Origin of the sequence: Geitlerinema sp. PCC 7407, from assembly GCF_000317045.1 — a bacterium.
In the GTDB taxonomy this organism is placed as follows: domain Bacteria; phylum Cyanobacteriota; class Cyanobacteriia; order PCC-7407; family PCC-7407; genus PCC-7407.
Window position 1 is genome coordinate 3,624,925 of sequence record NC_019703.1, and the last position, 15,516, is coordinate 3,640,440.

The window sequence follows — 15,516 nt, forward strand, 5'->3', positions numbered from 1 at the left end:
GCTCTGAAGCCGAAAGTTTCCTTTATCTCAGCTCAGCGATTTTTTTGGTGCGCCCATGGTTCTCTCTGCTTCCCAGACTCGCCAACGCGACGTTCAGGTTTTCCCCATCGCCACGGACACCTTTGCCCTGCGATCGCGCAGCTGGAGTCGCCTCCGCTTTGAGATTGAGTACGCTCGCGAGCGCGGCACCACCGCCAATGCTTACTTGATTCAGGGCGATCGCCTGGCCCTGATTGACCCGCCCGGCGAAACCTTCACCGACACCTTCTTGAGCGTCCTAGAGCAGCGCCTCGACCTGAAAACGCTGAGCTACATCGTGCTGGGCCACAGCAACCCCAATCGCGTCGCCACCCTCAAGGCCCTGATCGAAAAGGCCCCCCAGGCAACCATTGTCTGCTCCAACCCCGGGGCGATCGCCCTGCGCAATAGCTTCCCCGACTGCCCCAGTCCCCTGATGGTGGTCAAGGGCGAAGAAACCCTCGATCTCGGCCAAGGGCACGTTCTCCAGTTTATTCCGGTGCCCACGCCGCGCTGGCCCGATGGCCTGTGCACCTACGACCCCAAAACTGAGGTCCTCTTCAGCCACAAGTTCTTTGGGGCTCACCTGTGCAGCGACCAGGTCTTTGACGAAGGCTGGAGCATCTTTGTCGACGATCGCCGCTACTACTACGACTGCTTGATGGCGCCCAATGCGCGCCAGGTTCTCAACGATCTCGATCGCCTCAGCGAGCTCTCGATTCGCTTTTATGCCCCTGTCCACGGGCCCATGGTCCGCGACGGCCTCACAGAGCTGACCCACGCTTACCGCCAGTGGAGCCAGCAGCAGAGCACCCAGGACATTCACGTCGCTCTCCTGTACGCCTCGGCCTACGGCAACACCGCTACCCTCGCCCAGGCGATCGCCCGCGGCCTGACCAAGGCAGGCGTCAGCGTCGAGTCCATCAACTGCGAATTTGCCGAACCCGCCGAAATTCAGGCCGCCATCGAGAAGAGCGCTGGATTTATCATCGGCTCTCCCACCCTCGGCGGCCACGCTCCCACCCCCGTCCAGACCGCCCTGGGCATCATCCTCTCCACCGCCAACAAGAGCCAGCTAGCCGGTGCCTTTGGCTCCTTTGGCTGGAGCGGCGAGGCCATTGACCTGCTAGAAAACAAGCTCAAGGACGCGGGATTTAGCTTCGGCTTTGAGCCGATCCGGGTGAAGTTCAAGCCAGACGAGAAAACCCTCAAATTCTGCGAAGAAGCGGGCACAGACTTTGCCCAAGCGCTGAAAAAAGCCAAGAAAGTCAAAGCCCCCCGCCAGCCTGCCAGCAACGTCGAGCAGGCGGTCGGGCGCATCGTCGGCTCTCTGTCTATCGTCACCGCTCAGCAAGGCGAGGTCAGCAGCGCCATGCTTGCCTCCTGGGTCTCCCAGGCGACCTTCAACCCGCCGGGCCTGACGGTCGCCGTCGCCAAGGAGCGCGCCATCGAAGCGCTGATCTACCCAGGCACGCGGTTTGTGCTGAATGTCTTGGCTGAAGGCCAGCATTTGGGCCTGATGAAGCATTTTCTCAAGCCTTTTAGCCCCGGAGAAAATCGCTTTGAGGGAGTGGAGACAGACACTGCCAGCAACGGCGCTCCCATTCTCAAGGACGCCCTAGCTTACCTGGAGTGCTCGGTCCAGAGCCGCCTGGAGTGCGGTGATCACTGGGTGGTCTACGCCAAGGTCGACGCGGGCCAGGTCTTCGACGCCAATGGCAAAACGGCGGTTCACCAGCGCAAGAGCGGGACTCACTACTAAGACTTCTGAGGCCGCGCTGGCTCGCTCAGGCTTTAGCCAGCGCGGGCGGTCCGGGCCGACTGGGGCGGGCGATCGCTCTCTAGATAGACCGTCACGTCCACCGGCCCGTAGGCGCTGCGCAGCGCCTGCTCGATACGCTCCAAAATCAAGCGAGTCGCCCCGGCATACTCGGGGTGAATCACCGCGTGCAGCTCGATCCAGACCTGGCGGCCCACCACGCCCCGCGAACGAATGCGGTAGCAGTGGATCACGCCCTGGACCGGGCGGAGGGTTTGGGCGATCGCCTCGGGCGCGATCGCCACGTGGCGGACCAGCAGCGGCAACTGCCAGCGCAAGATTTGCCAGTAGCTCAAGATGGCGCTGATCACAAAGGCGATCGCCAAGAAACCATCCAGCCAGTGCCAGCCTCGCCAAATTCCCATCAGCCCCAGCAGCACTGTCCCCCCCGGCCAAGCCGCCTGGATCGAAAAGCTGGCATTGTGCTGGAGCGCTTCGTCTTGGAGCACCGTCGCCTGATAGCGCTCAAAGAAGCCGGAGCACAGGCCCACAACCCAAACCACCACCATGAGCTGAATCAGCGGCGAGTTGATGGTGGGCACCGGCAAAAAGGTCGTCCCGCGCTGGAGGGCCATGAGCTGCTGCACGCCCAGGCCCGCGAGATTGAAGCCCCCAAACCCCAGAACTGCCGCCATCACCAGCACGAGAGTACTTTCGCGCAGGCCGTGGCCGTGGACGCTGCGCTCCGTGCGATCGCCCTGTGCCGCGATCGCCAGCAGCGTGAGGATCGTGCCAAACGCCCCCAGCAGGCTGTGCAGGGACTCCGCCAGCAAGCTCAGCGACTGGGCCGCCCAGCCGATCCACACCTTAATCACAAACATCAAAATCGTCAGCCAAAGGGTCGCCAACAATACTCGTTGACTCGCGCGGCGACGGCTCTTTGACTCAAGCATCACTTAGACAAGTTGCCACAGAAATTCACCACTCATTTGGTCTGAGCCTGCACCGTCGGCCCGCTAGGCCCCTGCGCAGACGTTTGTACGAGCACAAGGAATCAAACCCTCAGAAATGCGCCGGACACGCTTGGGGCGCCCTCATCCCAGGGAACCGCCCCGCAGATTCGCCGCCCGCAGTCGTTCACGCTACAGCCGTTCCCACGGCTTCGCCTGGGGACGCACCTTTATCAGATCGGATACGAGATACGGCTCACGCTTCTAGGGGGATGCCCTGCAATGCGCCAAAAATCACGTTGAGTTTAGGCTGGAATCTACGGGTAATGTCAACTAGTTCTAGCGTCTCGAAACACTAACGCTGTCAGGCGATCGCGTCTTTTCGTTCTGCCACGCTTACCAGTACCGTCGACTGAGCCAGCATCTCAGCGAATTCATAGCACCTCATGGCCACAGCCTACGGACTTTAGCACCGATCGGGGAACACATCAGACTTTGATTGCCACACGCAGGGGCGATCGCAGGCTCGCCATCTGGGCTGTTACGCTCATATTGCCGAGGGCTTTTCATTCCCTCTTAAATTACGTCGGGCCGTCCCCCCTCAGAGTGAGGGCTCACGCCCCTCGCTGAGGGCGATCGCCCCTGTCCGCGAGCCCGCATCCCGATACTTCTATCCCCTCGCCGTTTCCTCCATCCACTCCCATGGCCCAAACTGACATTCAGCTCCTGCTGCTCGACATCGACGGCACCATCGCCGGCCAATCCAACACCATTCGCGAACCGGTGCTCAAAGCCATCCAGGCAGCCCAGGCCAAAGGGGTCCAAGTTGGCATCGCCACCGGGCGCATGTACCAATCTGCCTTGCGCTTCTATGAGGCCGTTGGCTCTGTCCTGCCCCTTGCCGCCTACCAGGGAGCTTGGATTCAGGACCCCCGCACCAGCACCGTCCACCATCATCTGCCCGTCAGCTGCGCGATCGCCGGTCAGCTGCTCGATCACTTCGAGGAGCCACCTCTACGAGACGCCCTCTCCGTCCACTTCTACATCAACGATCAGCTCTACGTCCGTGAGCTCACCCCAGAAACGCGACTCTACGCCGAGCGCTCCCAGATCACGCCCGTCGTCGTCGGGGACCTGCGCACCGTCTTTCCCCAGCAGCCCACCAAAATCCTGGCCCTGAGCAAAGACACCGAGATGATCGGGACGCTCCTGGGCGGCCTCCAGCAGCGCTATACGCCCGCTGAGCTCTACCTCACCTCCTCAGTTGCCAGCTTCTTTGAGGCCACACACCCCACCGCCAACAAAGGCACCGCAGCCGCCTTCATCGCCGAAAAGCTCCTGGGGCTCTCAGCCGAGCAGGTGATGACGGTCGGGGACAACTTCAATGATGTGGAAATGCTGCAATATGCGGGGATTGGCGTCGCAATGGGCGATGCGCCAGAGGCGGTCAAGGCCTGCGCCGACTGGGTTGCACCCAGCGTTGAAGCGGACGGCGTCGTGGCGGCGATCGAAGAATTTATTTTGTAGGGCGCGAAAATCTGAAATTTAAAATCAGAAAGGGCACCGACGACTGGCCGTGTTTCGTCTCGGTGCCCTTACTGGTTCGCTCCTCACACTGATAGAACTATAGCGGAAGCACTCGGGAATTGTCACCCCCTAGAAAGTAAATTTTGCTCAACGCCGCCGCAGTCCAGGGTCAGAGGGAGTCGGGAGCCACGCTAGCAAGGGGCATTTCGAGCAGGTAGCGCAGGATCTGCTGGGTCAGCCAGACCAAACCCAGTCGGGCCTCTGCGATCGCCCGCTGATCGTGCCGGACTGCCTCAACGATTCGCACCGCTCCATAAAAGGCCAGAAAAGCCTCAGAGAGGGCGATCGCCGCCTGGGTGAGATCTCGGGCGCGCTTCCACTCGGCCAGGGCGAGGCGATCGCTCAGGTGGACCAGGTGCCACACCAGGGCCCGCTCCGCCGGATGCTGCAAGACAACCTGGGCATCCCAAAGCGCGATCGCCCCCCGGGACTCCGCCAGCCACTCTAGGCCCAGATCGGCCCCCAGGCGCAGCAATGAGCAGCAGCGCGCATGGCTGTACTGCAACCTGAACAAGTCATGTTTGCTCAAGGCATCACTCCAACTCGCCGCTCGTCCGGACAAAAAAACACTTTCTGGAGGCTCCAGCGGGAACTTATTAGCCCATTGCTGCGTCTGCGAGTGAAACCAAGCGATAACTCCCTGAGGTTTTACTCGAAAATACAGCCAAGTCTCATTGACAAGAAAAATCTCAATTTCTTGCCAGATCCAGGTGCTCCCAGCTTCTGGGATTTTTTCGAGTCTGCTAGTATTTGACTCCTGTAATAACGACTGAATTCGAGAGGCGATATCAGGAATCGGTTGATCCAAAAACCGAGCCTGCTGAAGGGCGATCGCGGAGCTATATTTGATCTCCGCTGTATCCTCAACTTGTTTTAAGCCACGCCCCAGAATCGACTCATCGGTAGCGCCGAGAGCCCCCAGCGTTAGATTCAGTTTTTCGAGAGAAATTTTGAGCTGCTCTAGAATCAAGCTTTTGAGCGAAAACACATCAGTAATCGTTGTGGTCTAAATTGTTCATCCAAATAACTCAAATCCATCTTTTGATAGTGGTACTCTCTCCGTAGCCAGATTCATATTAATGGCTACATGTATCCCTTCAGAAATCACGCAGTTAAATTCTGCATCGGGACCCTGTTTGGATCATCAATTCTCCCTAGTTGTTAGCTAAGATGGCTGTAAAGATCACCACACAGACGATTCGCTGATTGATCAGCCGCTCTGTGACCTGAGGGTTTGAGGGGTTCACAGACAAGTCACGATTGGAGCGTCGCAATCACCAAATCCTTTGGGACATTCAACGACGTACATTGAACATCTGATAAAGCTTCCTTGAGATCTTATGCATTCTGTACCCTCTCCTATAGAGGCATCTCGCCCCTTCTTGACTTGGCAACGCATCCTTGACTGGTCCCAGGAGCACTATCGCTGTCGAACGTTCAGTAAGGATGAGCGAATTCCTGCCCGTCCAGGTCTTTTGTACTTGGTTCAGCGGGGCTCGGTGAGGCTGGTGAGCACGGCCCAGGTCAGCGCAAGCCAAAACAGCTCGGTGTCCCGTTTGCCCCACATCAGTCCTGAGGAAGCCTTTCTGGGCTTTGTGGGAGCAGGCCAGCCTTTTGAGATTGTGGCTCAGTCGCCTTTCACCCTCCAGAGCTATGCCCACGTTGATCAGACGGTGGTGCTGTGGATGTACTGGCACGATCTCGACAATTGGCCGCATTTTCGCCGGGAAGTGCTCGATGCTTTTCGCTACCAGCACCAGCGGAAGCTGCTGTGGCTCAGCACGCTGGGACAGCGGCGCACGATCGATCGCCTTTTGGGCTTTTTGACGCTGCTGATTGAGGAGTACGGAGAGCCTTGTGAGACGGGCTATTGCCTGCCGTGGTCGCTGACCCATGCCCAGATTGGGAGCGCGATCGGCTCGACGCGGGTGACGGTGACGCGTCTGATGGGCAAGCTCAAGCAGCGGGGCTTGATTCGCATTCAGGACGACAATCTGATTTGTCTGCCAGCGGATTCGGTGCCGCGGCGCTAGTAGTCTCTCGCCGCTGATCGAGCACCCGATGCTGGCGGCTCTGTTTTAAAGAGTTTAAAAAGCCACTGATTTTCAAACAGTGGCTTTTTTTGTGAACTGCTCTAGGGACGACTGAGACGCCGCCGCAGTAGGCGGATCAGGCTGTAGAACAAGATGACGATGGCGGCAACGGCGATCGCAGAACAAGCGGCGATCGCCAGCAGCCAGATCACGCTCTGCTGCAAGTCAGCCGGTATGCCGCGGCCCAGCAGCCAAGGCAGCCCCGCGACCAAGCCGAAGGTCAGCAGGGCCACTACCATCAGCCAGATTCCCCGCAGCAGCCGGAGGATCTGGGCGATCGCCAGGATGCCGACTATCCCGCCAAAAATTCCGGCACTCAGGCCAGAAGGGCCCAGCGTGCTGAGCAGCGCTGAAGCAACCAAGGCCCCCTCGAAGCCCAGAAACCCCGCATGAAACAGCAGCGCTTGGGCATCGGTTTTCGTTGTTTTGGGCGCTTTGGCCGGGGGTGAGGGCTTGGCAGCGGTCTGAGGGGCGGGCGGCGGGGCGATCGCCCCTGACGTTGCCGACGCCTGGACGGGAGGAACCGGCGGCGAAGTCGCCGGGCTAGCCGGAGCGGGCGCTCCCAGCGGACCTCGCAAGGCCACCGCCACCTCATGCACAGACTGGAAGCGGTCCTTGGGCACGGGCAGCAGCATTCGGTCTAGGACATCGGCAAAGAGCGGACTTACTGAGGCGTAGGACCGCCATTTCCAGGTGTTGTTGAAGGCATCGTAGAGCTCTTGGGGCTCACGCCCCGTCAGCAGCGTAACGCAGGTCACCGCCAGGGCGTAGAGATCCGTCGAGGGGTATACCTGGCCACCCGCAACTTGCTCGGGCGGCGCGAAACCCACCGAATAGATTCCCGTAGAGCGCTGGGGCGTGCCGCCCGCTGTCTTGGTGACCTGCTTGACCGCCCCAAAGTCCAGCAGATACAGCAGGCCATTGCGGTGGCGCATGATATTAGATAGCTTGATGTCCCGGTGAATAATGTGGTGCTCGTGAACGAATTTGAGCACTTTCAGCATACTGATCAGGACTTCCAAGGTTTCTTTTTCTGAAAAAGGTCCCCGGGCAGCCAGCTCTTCTTCCATGGTCTGGCCGTCGATAAATTCTTGGACCAGGTAAAAGAATTCTGCGTTGCCGGAGGGACCACCGGGCACCACCAGCGGGAAAAAGGCGAACAGGTCTGGAATTTGGGGGTGGGCATTGCCGAGCTGCTCGAGGGCTTCTGCTTCTCGCTCAAAGAGGGACTGGGCGATCGCCCATTGGTCGGGCGACAGATCCACCGACGGCTGAAACTGCTTGACCACGCAAGGCCGCAGACTCGGCGTATAGCGATCGATCGCCCCATAGGCCGCCCCAAATCCCCCGCGCCCCAGCAGTTTTTGCGGCAAATAGCGCCCCAGCAGCAGCAGCGGCATCCCACAAGCTGTGCAGTACTTTTGCGGGACTGTCTTTAGGGTCGTAGCATCATCGAGGTCTGGGCATAGGTTTCGGGGCCGAGGGCACCCAGGCCGGGTGCAGTAAAGCTCCATAGCGTCCCTTGCAGTGCTGTTTTAGCAACATGTTCGGCGATCGCCCCGCGGTCAATCACCCCATCGACTTCTAATCGGCAAGCATTGAGTGGTTGGCTAATGATCTGCTTCGAGCTGCACGCCAAAGCTCTGCTTCGCCGCCGTCATTTTGGTCGCCGCAGCGCCCCCATGATTCGGCGCAGATATCGCCTCTACCGTAGCAGCTTCTGCCCCTGCCTCATCAGCCCCCTCCGCCGAAGCTTGATGAGTCGCAAACAGCGGCAAAATCTCCTGGCTAAAGGCCTCAGCTGCCTTTGAGCGATAGCGGTTGGGATTGTAGATCACCGACAGCATCCGCTTGACGACCACCTCCTCTACCTTCGCTCGGTACAGCACCCCCATTTGCAGCTCTCGCTCGATAGCCGAAATCGAAACAAACGCAGCGCCCAGGCCAGACTGCACAGCATTCTTGATCGCCTCAATCGAATTGAGCTCCATTTCGATCTTGAGGCGGCGGGTCTCAATGCCGCAGCGGGTCAGCACTTGGTCGATCACCTTGCGAATCGTCGATTGAGAATCGAGGGCAATGAACTGAAGTTTATAGAGATCCTCTTTATGAATTGTTTCTACATTCGCGAGAGGATGGAAGACCGGTAAGATAAGTGCTAGTTCGTCTTCAGCGTAGGGAATAATTTCTAAAGAATCTTGGAGTTCCGTCGGCACTTCCCCACCAATAATGGCCAGATCGATTTGTCCGTTGGCGACACTCCAGGAGGTGCGTCGGGTCGAGTGAACGTGGAGCTGAACCGAAACATCAGGGTAGCGCTGCCGAAACAGGCCGATCATGCGTGGCAGCAAGTACGTTCCGGTCGTCTGACTGGCTCCTACAATTAACGTGCCCCCTTGAAGGTTTTGGAGATCTTCGATGGCGCGACAGGTTTCTTGGCACAGGGTGAGGATTTTTTCCCCATAGCTGAGCAGCAGATGTCCGGCTTCGGTCAGTTGTGCTCGTCGCCCACCGCGGTCAAATAGCGGCACGTCTAGCTGTCGCTCTAGGTTCTGGACTTGGAGACTCACAGCTGGCTGGGAGACATACAAGCTGTCGGCAGCGCGCTTGAAGCTCCCTTCGCTCGCGATCGCCTTAAGGATTCGTAATTGATCTAAGGTAAACGGAAGATCGGACATAATTGCTAAACCTGAAAGGAGAAAAAAGCCAAACGGCAGCAAGCAATGTGATGGAAAGTTTGATAGATAGAGACTTTATATGGCGGGAGCTAAGCACTTTGGTGAACTTTGGAAAACAGGGCGCTCGACTCGGGGGCAATGGGTGCGCTCAACCTGGGCTGTCTCATAAACTGCGCTGCAATTTATCAATTTAACGTTTAGAACAGCTTATGAAGCGGGAGGTCGTCCAGGATTTTCTGAATTTACCAGGAATTGCAGGCGTTGCCCTAATGGATGGGCGATCGCGGCCTTACTTTTGCGGCGTTGACCAGACCCTGAACTTCCAGCAAAAAGAAGCGCTTGCCCAGGGAATCCGACAGGTTGTGGATACAACGCCAGCGGGGTTTGAGTCTTTTGAGTTTCAGTTCACTGGCCATCAAGTCTATATCTACAAGTTAGACCAAGGGATCATCCTCTTGGTTCTCACTCGCGACGGGTTGGTCTATCGAGACTATCTTCAGGCGATCGCCAAGCTCAAGACCGCCCTCCAAGAAGACGTCAGTACTGCGATCGCGACTTTCCGGCTCCTAGCAGGCAACATTTCGCTCACCGGCCAAAACTACTGGAAACAGCGTAGTGATAGTCCCAGCGACATTCCGCTCAGCCCATCTGCCATTCCCACCAACTTTTCCAACGGCACCAAGCCCCCCGCACCTGAGCCATCCTCCCCAGAACCGACCGAAAATGCCAATAACACTATTCTGCTCAAAGAGTTTTTGATTGCCCTCAATCACCTCAGCCAATTCACCACCCAGTATCTGGGAACCGCAGTCATCGTGAACTACTGGAAAGCGAGCCAGCCCGCCGCCGCATGGGCCGGCCACTTCCAGATCGATCGTACTGGCCAGATTAGCTTTGTTGGCCCCGATTCCCAGCGCCTCAGCCAGCCGACCTCTCCGGAAGAATTTCAGTGGCTGCGGGAATGGGTCAAGGCCTTTATTGAGCGGTGCTCTCGGGTGATTCGTGACTTTCCGGCTTTGATCGAGCAGACGGGCCTGACGGATTCAGAGCGACAGCTTTTGCTGGGGCACTAGGAGAGCGGGCTGGTAACGTTAAATTCTGTTTAGCTGATCGTTCTTTTCTATTAGTTGCTGATAGCCATGGTCAAAATTGTTAAGTTAGAGCCCATCGGACAAGAGACAGAAGTCGAGACCAATGGCAATTTGCTGTCGGTTTTGCTCTCTGAGGATCTAGATGTTTTGAAAGAATGTGGCGGGCGCGGGATGTGCGCAACGTGCCACGTTTACATCAAAACCGGGATGGAGTGCCTGTCTCCGATGAATCGCCGGGAGCAGCGCACGCTAGAAATCATTACTTCCTGCAAAGCCAACTCGCGTCTTGCCTGTCAGTCTCGGATTTTGGGCAATGGGGTTGTGGTGGAGCTGCCTCCGGGTATGTACGTGCGATCGCTCCAGGATATCGAGGCGCTGATTGGTCGGCGAGCTGAGCAAAATCTGCTGCACCCGGTGACTGGTCAGACGCTGGTGGAGGCGGGCAAGCTGATTACGCGCTCGGTCCTCAAGCAGCTCGAAAACACCAGCTTCAAGGTTGGCGAGTATTTCTCTCAAACGAGCGACTCTTAGGGTCTCGGCATATCGTTCCTTCTTTTCAGCAGATTGGCCGAACTTTCATTGCGACCTTCGGTTCAATATGAATATCTGTAAAGATCAGTTAAGGGTTGGCGATGACAACCCGGGGGAATTTTCAGGCTAGGGCTTTGTGCCTAGGAGATGTATTGGCATGTTGAGTCAAATGGAACGACTCCGTCAAGAAGTGGACGGGCGCTACGCTAGCGATGAAGAACTGAAGTTTTTTGAGGAGTATATCCAGACTTTCCCGCAACGGCTGAGCGCCTATCGGCGGATTCAGATGACGGAGGCAATTCTGATTCAGCAGGTGCAGCGCAAGCTGCGATCGCAGGATCCTCGCCTTCTCCGCAGCGGTCAGCAAGATGTCTCCGGCAAGTGGAAACGCGACACGCTGCGAGTGCTCCGATACTCAGCCCTGGCCATGCTGATCAACGACCCAGAGCTTTTGCAGGAGAGCCTGCTGTTTTGGATGCAGACCGTCATGCGCGCCTTTGGGGCGCAGCGCAGCTGTGATGTCACCTACCGCCTGATGCAGGAGGTTGCCCAGCAGCACTTGCCCCGCACAGAAGCCGCGCTCTTCTGCCCGATCCTGGAGCTCAACCGCAGCGTCCTGGGCGACGAAGCCGCCTAGCCCCGTTTGGGCGATCGCGCGCCAAACAGCCTAAAGGCAGGCTCTGAGCCTGCCTTTAGCAACTGATTCATCAGGACGCTGATCAAACAAACGAGGCATCAGGGGAGCGATCGCCCCCCTGATGCCTACGCCTCTACCGCAGCAGCGGCGCAGACTGGGCCTGCATGGCCACCGCGGGCAGCGCTGCTGTCGCCTCTTTCTCAACCAGCGTCGGCACCGAAGCCCGCAGGCGAGAGGTCAGCTGGGTGGTCGTGGCGTCATACATCTGGGTCAGCACCTTCGGATACAGGCCAATCCCGATGATGGGCACCAGCAGCGAAGCAATGATAAACACCTCGCGCGGCTCCGCATCCACCAGCACCTCGTGGGAGGTCAGCTCCTTGTTTTCGGGGCCGTAGAAGATCTCCCGCAGCATCGACAGCAGGTAGACCGGCGTCAAAATCACGCCCACCGCCGCCAAGAAAACAATGAAGACCTTAAACACTGTGCTGTAGGCGTCGCTGGTAGCAAAGCCCACAAACACCATCAGCTCAGCCACAAAGCCGCTCATACCTGGCAGCGCCAGAGAAGCCAGCGAGCACGCCGTAAACATCGAGAAGATTCGCGGCATCTTCTGGCCTACGCCGCCCATCTCATCCAGCATCAGGGTATGGGTGCGATCGTAGGTTGCCCCCACCAAGAAGAAGAGGCTGGCCCCAATCAGACCGTGGGACACCATTTGCAGCAGAGCGCCGCTCAGGCCGAGGTTGGTGTAGGACCCTAGACCAATCAGCACAAAGCCCATGTGGGAAATCGACGAGTAGGCGATCTTGCGCTTGAGGTTGCGCTGGGCAAAGGACGTCAGCGCCGCATAGACGATGTTCACCACCCCCAGCACCACCAGGATCGGCGCAAAATAGGCGTGGGCATCTGGCAGCATCCCGGCATTCATCCGGAAGAGCGCGTAGCCACCCATTTTCAGCAGAATGCCTGCCAGCAGCATGTGCACAGGGGCCGTCGCCTCACCGTGGGCATCCGGCAACCAAGTGTGGAGGGGGAAAATCGGCAGCTTGACCGCATAGGCGATCAGGAAGCCGCCGTAGGCCAAAAGCTGGAAGGTCAGGGCATAGTCCTTGAGAGCCAGCGATCGCATATCGAAGGTCACCGTATCCCCCGAAAACGCCATCGCCAGGGACACTACCAAAATAAAGAGCGATCCGCCCGCCGTGTACAAAATGAACTTCGTTGCCGCGTAAAGGCGCTTCTTGCCGCCCCAAATCGACAGCAGCAGGTAAACCGGAATCAGCTCCAGCTCCCATACCAGGAAGAACAGCAGCATATCCTGGACCGCAAAGACGGCGATTTGGCCGCCGTACATTGCCAGCATCAGGAAATAGAAGAGCTTGGGCTTGAGGGTGACCGGCCACGACGCCAAAATTGCCAGCGTGCTGATAAACCCCGTCAGCAAAATCAGGGGCATCGACAAGCCATCGGCTCCCACCGACCAGTTCAGGTCGATCTGAGGCACCCAAGCATAGCTTTCAAACAACTGCAGCTCAGAGCTAGAAAAGTCGTATTGGCTATAGAAGGCATAAATAAGAAGGACAAAATCAATCAGGCCGACAATCAAGGCGTACCAGCGGACTGTCCGACCATCTTTGTCCGGGATGATCGGAATCAGCAGTGAAGCGACCACTGGCAACAGAATAATGGTTGTCAGCCAAGGAAAAGTGGCAGTATCCATGTCCAATCGAAGTGCAATTAGGACAGACAAACGGGGAGGGGCGCCCTAAAGACGCCCCCCGGCAGTCTAGGCGATTCCCGAGAAGATCACGAGGCCTAGGACTGCAACAAACACAATCAGGGCGTAGAACTGGGCGCGACCGTTTTCGAAGTATTTCAGGCCTTCGCCGGTCACCAGGGTGACGAAGCCCGCAAGGTTGACCAAGCCATCTACGACTTTGGAGTCAACTTCTAGGACCTGACGGGCCAAGCGACGGCTGCCTTTGACAAAGAGAACGTCGTTGATCTCATCGAGGTACCACTTGTTGCGGGAGAGGTTGTAGAGGGGCTTGATTTTGTTGGCGATCGCGCCAGGATCGATCTTGCCGCGCAGATACATCAGCGACGCCAGAGTAATCCCAATCAGCGCAATGCCCACCGAGTTGCCTGCCATGATCAGGAACTCAGTCCAGTTCACCGCCTCAGCCTCCGCGACATGGGCGATCGCCTCCGTCGGCGGATGCACAAACGCCTCAAAGTAATTGCCAAAGGGCGTTCCCAAAAGGCCAATCAGCATCGACGGCACCGCCAGCACCACCAGCGGCAGCGTCATCGTCCAGGGAGACTCATGGGGAGAATCACTGTGGTGATGATCCTGATCGCCGTGCTCCGCCTCATGCTCCGCCATCAGCTCCTGGGGATTCATCGCCCCCGGCCCAAAAGCATAGCCCTTGGCCTGAGCATTCTCCGCCAGCAGAGACTTGCGCAGTGACGTCTGCAGCCCCCGGAAGCCACCTTCAAAGGTCATGAAGTACATGCGGAACATGTAGAAAGCCGTGATCCCAGCCGTCAGCCAGCCCACAAGCCAAAGACCCGGATGAACCTCAAAGGCCGAGCTCAAAATCTCATCCTTTGACCAGAACCCCGCAAAGGGCGGAATTCCCGAAATCGCCAGCGTCCCAATCAAAAAGGTCGTCGCCGTCACCGGCATATACTTGCGCAATCCGCCCATCAGGCGCATGTCCTGCGCCAGCACCGGATTGTGGCCGACCACAGCTTCCATCCCGTGGATCACCGACCCCGAGCCCAAGAAGAGCATCGCCTTGAAATAGGCATGGGTCATCAGGTGAAACAGACCCGCACTGTAGGCCCCAGCCCCCATGGCCATCATCATGTAGCCGAGCTGGGACATCGTCGAGTAGGCGAGCCCTTTCTTGATGTCGTTTTGCGTGATGGCGATCGACGCCCCCAGAAACGCCGTAAACGCTCCCGTCCAGGCAATCACCGTCATCGCAGTTTGGAAACCCTCGATGACCGGGAACATACGGGCCACCAGGAAAATCCCGGCCGCCACCATGGTTGCAGCGTGGATGAGGGCCGAAATGGGAGTCGGACCTTCCATGGCGTCGGGCAGCCAGACATGAAGGGGAAACTGGGCCGACTTCGCCACGGGTCCCAAAAACACCAGCAGCACGAAGAGGGTCGCCAAACCCGCACTCAGAGAACCGGAGCTCACCAGTTCCTGAAGACGCTCACCGATAACGGGGAAGTCAAAACTACCCGTCGCCCAGTAGAGCGCCAGAATGCCGAGCAGAAGACCAAAGTCCCCTACGCGGTTGGTCACAAATGCCTTTTGGCAAGCATCTGCCGCCGCCTTGCGGTCGTACCAAAAACCAATGAGCAGGTACGAACACATCCCCACCAGTTCCCAGAAGATGTAGATCTGCACCAGGTTTGGACTGACGACCAGACCGAGCATGGAGGAACTGAATAGGCTCAAGTACGCATAGAAGCGCACGTAGCTGGGATCGTGAGCCATGTAGCCGTCGGTGTAGATCATCACCAAAAAAGCGACGGTGGTCACGATCACCAGCATGACGGCTGACAGGTGATCGATGGCATAGCCCATGGTGAGCTGGAAGTCACCCGCTGCGGCCCACTCGATCATGCGATCGTAGGGAGCGTGGCCCTGTACTTGACTCCACAGCAAACCAAAGGACATGAACATTGCAGCGCCAATCAAGGACACTACAAGTCCAGCGCTGGCTTGACGCAGACGGTTAGTCGCCTCATTGAAGGAGATCAGGCCTATCCCGAGCAGCGTGGCCCCAACCAATGGCAGGACGGGAATCAGCCAGGCGTACTGATATAACAGTTCCATCACGCGTGCCTACATTTAGAGTTCTTCAAATTTTGGGCAAAATCGTTAACCATTGTGGCACATAGCCCTTGGAGATTGCTCTTCTGACGGGGCGATCCTGAAATGTCAGGAATGCCGAGCATTTTTGAGCTTCAAATCTTAGGCTGAGCTAGCGAAAGTCCTTTTCTTTCGATAGTCTAGCGGCATCAATCAGACAGTGAGTGTTTACTCGCGCTTTTTTTAAGTATCGAAACATATCTCTATTTTGAACAGAAATCGAAGCAGTTGAAAGGCTGCTAGGCTCTCTTTGCTTTGAGACCGTTCGTGCTAT

Annotated in this window: 12 protein-coding genes; 6 read left to right on the top strand and 6 right to left on the bottom strand. The window is 57.6% G+C overall.

Translation table 11 applies throughout. The features are described 5' to 3' along the window. Window positions 1-55: 55 nt before the first annotated feature. Window positions 56-1,780 carry a diflavin flavoprotein gene (locus GEI7407_RS14635; protein ID WP_015172977.1) on the top strand — a complete coding sequence of 575 codons (1,725 nt, stop codon included), beginning with the start codon at window positions 56-58 and terminating at the stop codon, window positions 1,778-1,780. 32 nt (window positions 1,781-1,812) lie between these two features. On the opposite strand, the gene GEI7407_RS14640 is transcribed toward GEI7407_RS14635, so the two are convergent. Continuing rightward, the gene (locus tag GEI7407_RS14640; RefSeq protein WP_051030781.1) at window positions 1,813-2,688 is read right to left on the bottom strand and encodes a cation diffusion facilitator family transporter; all 876 of its coding nucleotides are present in this window, start codon (window positions 2,686-2,688) and stop codon (window positions 1,813-1,815) included. Between the two features lie 741 nt (window positions 2,689-3,429). Between GEI7407_RS14640 and GEI7407_RS14645 the strand changes: the two genes are divergently transcribed. Then, window positions 3,430-4,254, top strand: coding sequence for a Cof-type HAD-IIB family hydrolase (locus GEI7407_RS14645; RefSeq protein WP_015172979.1), 825 nt, complete (start codon window positions 3,430-3,432; stop codon window positions 4,252-4,254). A 169-nt stretch (window positions 4,255-4,423) separates the two neighbouring features. Here the strand turns inward: GEI7407_RS14645 and GEI7407_RS21440 are convergent, their stop codons facing one another. Continuing rightward, window positions 4,424-4,843 carry a DALR anticodon-binding domain-containing protein gene (locus GEI7407_RS21440; protein ID WP_190274145.1) on the bottom strand — a complete coding sequence of 140 codons (420 nt, stop codon included), beginning with the start codon at window positions 4,841-4,843 and terminating at the stop codon, window positions 4,424-4,426. A gap of 811 nt (window positions 4,844-5,654) precedes the next feature. Between GEI7407_RS21440 and GEI7407_RS14655 the strand changes: the two genes are divergently transcribed. Next, window positions 5,655-6,347: a Crp/Fnr family transcriptional regulator gene (locus GEI7407_RS14655; protein WP_015172981.1), complete on the top strand. Its 693-nt coding sequence runs from the start codon at window positions 5,655-5,657 to the stop codon at window positions 6,345-6,347. A 101-nt stretch (window positions 6,348-6,448) separates the two neighbouring features. On the opposite strand, the gene GEI7407_RS14660 is transcribed toward GEI7407_RS14655, so the two are convergent. Beyond that, window positions 6,449-7,921 (bottom strand): serine/threonine-protein kinase, encoded by a 1,473-nt coding sequence (locus GEI7407_RS14660; RefSeq protein WP_015172982.1) that lies wholly within the window; start codon window positions 7,919-7,921, stop codon window positions 6,449-6,451. Window positions 7,922-8,017: 96 nt separating this feature from the next. Further along, entirely contained in the window at window positions 8,018-9,085 is a 1,068-nt protein-coding gene (locus tag GEI7407_RS14665; protein WP_015172983.1) for a LysR family transcriptional regulator, read from the bottom strand. A 209-nt stretch (window positions 9,086-9,294) separates the two neighbouring features. Between GEI7407_RS14665 and GEI7407_RS14670 the strand changes: the two genes are divergently transcribed. The 3 genes from GEI7407_RS14670 (at window position 9,295) to GEI7407_RS14680 (ending at window position 11,344) form a co-directional block, all read left to right on the top strand. After that, window positions 9,295-10,158: a hypothetical protein gene (locus tag GEI7407_RS14670; protein WP_015172984.1), complete on the top strand. Its 864-nt coding sequence runs from the start codon at window positions 9,295-9,297 to the stop codon at window positions 10,156-10,158. A 66-nt stretch (window positions 10,159-10,224) separates the two neighbouring features. Beyond that, window positions 10,225-10,707 (top strand): 2Fe-2S iron-sulfur cluster-binding protein, encoded by a 483-nt coding sequence (locus GEI7407_RS14675; RefSeq protein ID WP_015172985.1) that lies wholly within the window; start codon window positions 10,225-10,227, stop codon window positions 10,705-10,707. A 169-nt stretch (window positions 10,708-10,876) separates the two neighbouring features. Further along, a complete protein-coding gene (locus tag GEI7407_RS14680) occupies window positions 10,877-11,344 on the top strand; it encodes a phycobilisome protein (protein WP_223294437.1) in 468 nt (155 codons plus the stop codon). A 133-nt stretch (window positions 11,345-11,477) separates the two neighbouring features. On the opposite strand, the gene GEI7407_RS14685 is transcribed toward GEI7407_RS14680, so the two are convergent. After that, a complete protein-coding gene (locus GEI7407_RS14685) occupies window positions 11,478-13,067 on the bottom strand; it encodes an NAD(P)H-quinone oxidoreductase subunit 4 (protein WP_015172987.1) in 1,590 nt (529 codons plus the stop codon). 66 nt (window positions 13,068-13,133) lie between these two features. Then, window positions 13,134-15,206, bottom strand: coding sequence for an NAD(P)H-quinone oxidoreductase subunit 5 (locus GEI7407_RS14690; protein WP_015172988.1), 2,073 nt, complete (start codon window positions 15,204-15,206; stop codon window positions 13,134-13,136). Window positions 15,207-15,516 lie beyond the last annotated feature (310 nt).

What these genes read in the sequence shown, in the direction of transcription:
- GEI7407_RS14665 (WP_015172983.1), bottom strand. Translation starts at nt 9,085, where the DNA reads ATGTCCGATCTTCCGTTTACCTTAGATCAATTACGAATCCTTAAGGCG.
- GEI7407_RS14675 (WP_015172985.1), top strand. Translation starts at nt 10,225, where the DNA reads ATGGTCAAAATTGTTAAGTTAGAGCCCATCGGACAAGAGACAGAAGTC.
- GEI7407_RS14655 (WP_015172981.1), top strand. Translation starts at nt 5,655, where the DNA reads ATGCATTCTGTACCCTCTCCTATAGAGGCATCTCGCCCCTTCTTGACT.
- GEI7407_RS14645 (WP_015172979.1), top strand. Translation starts at nt 3,430, where the DNA reads ATGGCCCAAACTGACATTCAGCTCCTGCTGCTCGACATCGACGGCACC.
- GEI7407_RS14680 (WP_223294437.1), top strand. Translation starts at nt 10,877, where the DNA reads ATGGAACGACTCCGTCAAGAAGTGGACGGGCGCTACGCTAGCGATGAA.
- GEI7407_RS14670 (WP_015172984.1), top strand. Translation starts at nt 9,295, where the DNA reads ATGAAGCGGGAGGTCGTCCAGGATTTTCTGAATTTACCAGGAATTGCA.
- GEI7407_RS14685 (WP_015172987.1), bottom strand. Translation starts at nt 13,067, where the DNA reads ATGGATACTGCCACTTTTCCTTGGCTGACAACCATTATTCTGTTGCCA.
- GEI7407_RS14690 (WP_015172988.1), bottom strand. Translation starts at nt 15,206, where the DNA reads ATGGAACTGTTATATCAGTACGCCTGGCTGATTCCCGTCCTGCCATTG.
- GEI7407_RS14660 (WP_015172982.1), bottom strand. Translation starts at nt 7,921, where the DNA reads ATGGAGCTTTACTGCACCCGGCCTGGGTGCCCTCGGCCCCGAAACCTA.
- GEI7407_RS14635 (WP_015172977.1), top strand. Translation starts at nt 56, where the DNA reads ATGGTTCTCTCTGCTTCCCAGACTCGCCAACGCGACGTTCAGGTTTTC.